The following is a 6,330-nucleotide window of genomic DNA, read 5'->3' as shown; positions in this document are numbered from 1 at the left end:
TGCTCATGCTGAGTTTCCAGCACTAGATTAACTGCCCGTTCACGGACTTCCGGAGAGTAACGTTTGGTCGTTGTCATAGAGACCTCCACTTTTAAAGTATAGACTCTAATTTATCCGGGGTGATTCACCACCACCAGCGAGCCGCAGGTGGACAGGGTGCGGATCGGTTTTTGCTGCAACCGGTATGAGGCGACGTCGGCGAAGGTATAACGCCCCAGATTGCGCAGCCGTTCGGCTATCAAAAACAAAATGATTGGCCAGCCCACCAAAAAGCCGAGGGAATAAATCAGCCCGTCATAGCCGGACGTATACACCAGCGCCGAAATGCCAAGGAACGACGCGGCGGACATGAAATCGCCGGAGATGGCCAGGCCGTTTTGCAGGCCGGTGATATTGCCGCCGGCGGTGTAATAATCCTTACGCGAACGGGTGCGTTTCGACGCCCAATAGGTGATATACAGCGTGGCGGCGACGAACAATACAAACAGAATGATGGCCTGAATATTCAGCGGTTGGCGCTGGACCGCGCCATTAACCGTTTCTGCCTGAATCAGTAGCGGACAGGCCGCCAGCGGCAGCGCCAATGTCCAGCGGGCGTTATTGGTCATGCTGCACCTCGCGCAAAAGCTGTTGGGTCAGACGGTCGAACTCGCCGTTGGCGCGAATGACTTAAATACCGGTCAGAATGAAAGAGGCCACGATCAAGCCGATGCCGAGCGGTATGCCGCGGGTCACGCTGGTGCCGGGGTGCAATGGCGTTCCCAGCCAATCTGGCGCGAAAGCAATAAGCAGGATAAAAGCGTAATACAGCACCAGCATGATAAGGGCAAGCAACCAGGCGAAACGCTGGCGTTTGCTCACCAGTTCTTGAAAACGCGGATTGCTCTGTATCCGTTGATAAATGATCTCATTCATCAGGGATCCTCCAGTAGGGTCAGAGGTACGGTAGAAAAAAGCCACCCGGAGGTGGCGGAGGGTTACGAAGGCAAGTTCAGACTATGTTTTTCTTCCAGCAGTTTTTCGACCACGCCCGGATCGGCCAGCGTGGAGGTGTCACCGAGATTGCCGGTGTCGCCGGCGGCAATTTTACGCAAGATGCGGCGCATTATCTTGCCGGAGCGGGTTTTCGGCAGCGAATCGGTCCAATGCAGAACATCGGGGGTGGCGATCGCGCCAATTTCTTTACGCATCCAGGCGCGGACCTCGTTATACAATTCAGGCGTCGGCGTTTCGCCCGCGTTGAGGGTGATATAAGCGTAGATCGCCTGGCCTTTGATGTTGTGCGGGATCCCCACCACCGCCGCTTCAGCAATTTTCGGATGCGCCACCAAAGCCGATTCGATCTCGGCGGTGCCGAGGCGATGGCCGGAAACGTTGAGTACGTCATCGACGCGGCCGGTTATCCAGTAATAGCCATCCTCGTCGCGCCGAGCGCCGTCGCCGCTGAAATACATGCCTTTAAAGGTGGAGAAATAGGTCTGCTCGAACCGATCGTGGTCGCCATAGAGCGTACGCGCTTGACCGGGCCAGGAGTCGGTGATGACCAGATTGCCTTCCCCGGCGCCATCGACAGGCGTGCCGGCGTTATCTACCAGCGCGGGCTGGACGCCGAAAAACGGCAGCGCCGCCGAGCCAGGTTTCAGCGCCATGGCGCCCGGTAGCGGGGTGATCATGAAGCCGCCCGTTTCGGTCTGCCACCAGGTATCGACAATCGGGCAGCGGCCGTTACCGATCTTATGGTAATACCACTCCCAGGCTTCGGGATTAATGGGTTCACCCACCGAGCCCATGATCCGCAGCGACGAACGATGCGTATCGGCTATCGCCTTGTCACCTTCGGCCATCAGCGCGCGAATGGCGGTGGGCGCGGTATAGAGAATATTCACCTGATGTTTGTCCACCACCTGCGCCATGCGGCTGGCGTCAGGCCAGTTGGGCACGCCCTCGAACATCAGGGTAATGGCGCCGCAGGCCAGCGGGCCGTACAGCAGATAGCTGTGCCCCGTTACCCAGCCGACGTCAGCGGTACACCAATAAACATCGCCGGGGTGATAGTCAAATACATATTTAAAGGTCGTGGCGGCGTAAACCAGATAACCGCCGGTCGTGTGCAGCACCCCTTTGGGGGTGCCGGTGGAGCCGGAGGTATAGAGAATAAACAGCGGATCCTCCGCCCCCATCGCCTCGGGCGGGCAAGTATCGTCGGCGCCGTCGATGGCGTCGTGCCACCACATATCCCGCTCGGGTTGCCAGTCAATCGCATTGCCGGTACGGCGGAAGACGATGACCCGGTTGACGCTTTTCACCGCCGGATGATTTAACGCATCGTCGATGTTTTTCTTCAGGGGGATTTTGCGTCCGGCGCGCAGCCCCTCGTCGGCGGTGACCACCAATTTGGCACTGGAATCGATGATGCGGCCGGCGATCGCCTCCGGCGAAAACCCGGCGAAAATGACCGAGTGAACGGCACCGATGCGCGCGCAGGCAAGCATCGCTACCGCCGCTTCTGGCACCATGGGCATATAAAGGGCCACCACATCCCCTTTGCCGATACCCTGCGCCTTCAGGACATTGGCGAAGCGGCACACCGCCTGATGTAATTGCCGGTAGGTCAGGGTTTTGCTTTGACTGGCGTCATCTCCCTCCCAGATAATGGCGGTCTGGTCGCCCCGCTCCTGCAAGTGCCGATCGAGGCAGTTGGCGGCCACATTGAGTGTGCCGTCTTCAAACCAGCGGATATTGACATGGCCAGGATCGAAGGTGGTATTTTTTACCGTCCGAAAAGGGGTTATCCATTCCACAATCTGGGCGTATTCCCGCCAAAAGGAATCGGGATCGTTGATGGACTGCTGATACAATTTCCGATATTGCTCCGCAGATACCAGCGTACGTTCCGCGAGGCTAGCGGGAATCGGGTAACGATGGGGTTGGCTCATAGTTTCCTCCTTGTATTTGTTAATAATATGTCAACCCTTGGTTAATTAAACCTCCTTGAATTGGCTTTGTTTCTTTTTTGCGCGACAGATCACGCATCACCTATAGGGTCACTGCGCTAAGGAAAAAAACATACCCCCGCCAGCACTGGGATAATAGGCGCTAATGACCTTCTCAAGGTGATTTCAGCGATATTTATCATTTTCTTCTGTTTAAAAAGCGTATATAAAGGCGGGTAGCGTGGCTGATAGCAGCAATTTCAGCGCGTTTTCTATTACTTAACCCTTTAATAACAAAGAGTTAAAGTTAATCTCTTGTAAAACGCAGGGAATATCGGAAAAAATTGTCGAAAGCTCTTATAAATCAAGTCTTAAGCAGACGCCCGCACCTACGGCGTTTTTGAGATTTTCGATTTATACCAACTTTTTAAAGCGCCCCCGCTTCATATGATCATAAGCGGTGAATAAGTGAAGCCGGTGACGGAGATGGAGATGGACAGGTGTTCGTCACGGTGGGGCCTACTACGGAAAGCACTATTGTTATGAAAAAGTTAAAAATAACGCTCGCCTGGCAAATTCTTGTTGCCTTAATCCTCGGAATTCTGCTTGGTGCAATACTTCATGACCAGGGCGAAATACGTGATTGGACAATAACCAACCTACTTTCGCCGGCCGGGGATATTTTTATCCGCATGATTAAAATGATCGTGGTGCCCATCGTGGTGGCTACGCTGGTGGTCGGCATTGCCGGGATTGGCGATGCTAAAAAGCTCGGTAGCATCGGATTTAAGACTATCTTGTATTTCGAGATAATCACCACCCTGGCGATTATTCTGGGGATTACCTTAGCCAACGTTTTCCATCCCGGCCACGGGATCGATATGTCAACGCTGGCGGTAGTGGATATCTCAAAATATGAACAGACCACTGTCGAAGTGCAATCGGGTGGCCATAGTTTGGTGGGTACGCTGTTATCGCTTATTCCGGCGAATATTTTCGCCTCGATGGCGAAGGGCGATATGTTACCGATCATCTTCTTCTCCGTATTATTCGGCCTGGGTCTGGCCTCACTGCCGGAAAATACCCGCGCGCCGTTGTTGAATGTGTTTAATGCGGTGGCGGAAACGATGTTCAAAGTTACGCATATGGTGATGCGCTATGCGCCGGTAGGGGTATTTGCGCTGATTTCGGTTACCGTGGCGACCTTTGGTTTCGCCTCGCTGCTGCCGTTGGCCAAGCTGGTACTGCTGGTGTATGGCGCGATTATCTTTTTTGCGCTGGTGGTGCTGGGCGCCGTGGCGCGGCTTTGCCGATTGCGTATCTGGACATTGATTTGCATCTTGAAGGAAGAGTTGATTCTGGCTTATTCCACCGCCAGCTCGGAAAGCGTGTTGCCGCGTATTATCGAAAAAATGGAGGCTTACGGCGCGCCGGCGGCCATTACCGGCTTCGTGGTACCGACCGGCTATTCGTTCAATCTGGACGGTTCGACGCTGTATCAGAGTATCGCCGCCATTTTCATCGCCCAGCTCTACGGCATTGAGCTGTCTTTAGGGCAAGAAGTGGTACTGGTGCTGACGCTGATGGTGACCTCTAAAGGGATCGCGGGGGTACCGGGCGTGTCCTTTGTGGTACTGCTGGCGACCCTGGGTAGCGTCGGTATTCCGCTGGAAGGCCTGGCATTTATCGCCGGTGTCGACCGTATTCTGGATATGGCGCGCACTGCGCTTAACGTGGTAGGGAATGCGCTGGCGGTATTGGTTATCTCCAAATGGGAAAATCAGTACGATAGCGTGCAGGCGCTGGCATATGAAAAAGAGATGTTGGGAACCCGGGATTGACCTTTATGCTCCGGCAAACGACCTCGCGCTTCGGCAAGCGGGGGCAATGCTCGCCCCTGTCAGCCGGACGCGGAGCCGGGGCCTGCGCAAGAAGCCCGCAGCACGACGCGGTGTAACAATGTGACCGCGAAGCAGTGGCCTGCATGAGAGACTCCGTGGCGCCACGCGGTGCTACAATGCGACCGCGAAGCAGTGGCGTGCATGAGAGACCCCGTGGCGTTACGCGGTGCTACAATGTGACCGCGAAGCAGTGGCGTGCATGAGAGACTCCGTGGCACCACGCGGTGCTACAATGCGACCGCGAAGCAGTGGCGTGCATGAGAGAGCCCGTGGCGCCACGCAGTGCGGTGCTGTGGCCGCGAAGCAGCAGCCTGCGGTAGAGGGGTTGTTGCGCCCGCCGGCCTGGCGACGCGAACGCGCAGCGGGGCACCTGTCAAGCCTGAGGTGGAGACATCAGGCTTTTTTTCGCGGCACCGCCGGTGAAGATGTACGGCGGTAGGGGCTTTCACAGCGGACAGTTCACCCGCCGGCCCGCACGCTTCCGTTACGTCTATCAGCCATGGCGATGCAACAGCTTATACAGCGCGGGAATGACCAGCATCGACAGCAGCGGCGCGCTAATCATCCCACCGACCATCGGCGCGGCGATGCGCTGCATGACCTCCGAGCCCACGCCGCCGCCCCACATGATCGGCAGCAGGCCGGCCATGATGGTTGCCACCGTCATCACTTTCGGCCGCACGCGCAGTACCGCGCCCTCGCGGATAGCCGCCAGCAAAGCCTGCTCGTCCAACTGTCCGTTTTCATCGCGGTGCTTGACCAGCGCATGGTTAAGATACAGCACCATGATCACGCCAAATTCCGCCGCCACGCCCGCCAGCGCAATAAAGCCCACCGCGGCCGCCACCGACAGATTATAGTGCAGCAGATAGAGCAACCACACGCCGCCTATCAACGCAAACGGCAGCGTGCCCATGATAAGCAGCGCATCGCGTACCCGGTTAAAGGTGATATACAGCAGAACAAAGATGATCGCCAAGGTGAAAGGCAGCACAATTTTCAGTTTGGCGCTGGCGCGCTCCAGATACTCAAACTGCCCGGACCAGCTTAGCGACACGCCGTCGGGCAGCTTGACCTGTTCGGCCACCACCTTCTGCATCTCCAGAACGGCCGATTTTAAATCCCGGCCGCGCAGATCCACATAGATCCAGTTCGAGAGTCGGGCATTTTCGCTTTTCAACATCGGCGGCCCGTCATTGACGCGGATAGAGGCCAAATCACCCAAGGTGAATAACCCCGAGTTTATTAGAGAGTAATTTTGGCAATACTACGCCGCTTCCTCTGATGCTAATTGCAAAGCGTAATAGTTCATTTCGGCTTCAGTAGGAGGGATGTAACCCAGCCGCCCGAGCAGCCTTCTGTTGTTGTACCAGTCCACCCAGTCCAGCGTGGCCAACTCCACTTCCGTCCGGTTTTTCCAGCTCCCGCGGTGGATAACCTCCGTTTTGTACAACCCGTTGATACTCTCTGCCATCGCATTATCGTAGGAGTCGCCG

At 56.1% G+C, this 6,330-nt stretch carries 3 protein-coding genes and 3 pseudogenes; 1 reads left to right on the top strand and 5 read right to left on the bottom strand.

Features of this window, described 5'->3' with window-relative positions:
- Positions 1–125 precede the first annotated feature (125 nt).
- The 3 genes and pseudogenes from actP to acs form a co-directional block, all read right to left on the bottom strand.
- Positions 126–608: pseudogene (gene actP, locus CINSTRO3249_RS11450) on the bottom strand (cation acetate symporter); the annotation flags it as partial.
- A pseudogene (locus CINSTRO3249_RS11445) lies at positions 598–915 on the bottom strand (DUF485 domain-containing protein). The pseudogenes actP and CINSTRO3249_RS11445, both read right to left, overlap by 11 nt.
- Before the next feature lie 62 nt (positions 916–977).
- The gene (acs, locus tag CINSTRO3249_RS11440; protein ID WP_074013377.1) at positions 978–2,936 is read right to left on the bottom strand and encodes an acetate--CoA ligase; all 1,959 of its coding nucleotides are present in this window, start codon (positions 2,934–2,936) and stop codon (positions 978–980) included.
- A gap of 539 nt (positions 2,937–3,475) precedes the next feature.
- Here acs and gltP point away from each other — a divergent pair.
- On the top strand, positions 3,476–4,774 hold the full coding sequence (gltP, locus tag CINSTRO3249_RS11435) for a glutamate/aspartate:proton symporter GltP (RefSeq protein ID WP_074013376.1): 1,299 nt from the start codon (positions 3,476–3,478) through the stop codon (positions 4,772–4,774).
- A gap of 553 nt (positions 4,775–5,327) precedes the next feature.
- Here the strand turns inward: gltP and CINSTRO3249_RS11430 are convergent.
- Positions 5,328–6,062, bottom strand: a pseudogene (locus CINSTRO3249_RS11430) (efflux RND transporter permease subunit); the annotation flags it as partial.
- A 39-nt stretch (positions 6,063–6,101) separates the two neighbouring features.
- A partial coding sequence (locus tag CINSTRO3249_RS11425; protein ID WP_143146879.1) for an integrase core domain-containing protein occupies positions 6,102–6,330 on the bottom strand: 229 nt, incomplete at its 5' end.

It is taken from the genome of Candidatus Sodalis sp. SoCistrobi, assembly GCF_900143145.1.
Taxonomy (GTDB): Bacteria; Pseudomonadota; Gammaproteobacteria; order Enterobacterales; family Enterobacteriaceae; genus SoCistrobi.
This window is presented reverse-complemented; position numbering and strand designations above follow the sequence as displayed.

Coding starts and splice junctions, on each gene's coding strand:
- acs (WP_074013377.1), bottom strand. CDS start 2,936: ATGAGCCAACCCCATCGTTACCCGATTCCCGCTAGCCTCGCGGAACGT.
- gltP (WP_074013376.1), top strand. CDS start 3,476: ATGAAAAAGTTAAAAATAACGCTCGCCTGGCAAATTCTTGTTGCCTTA.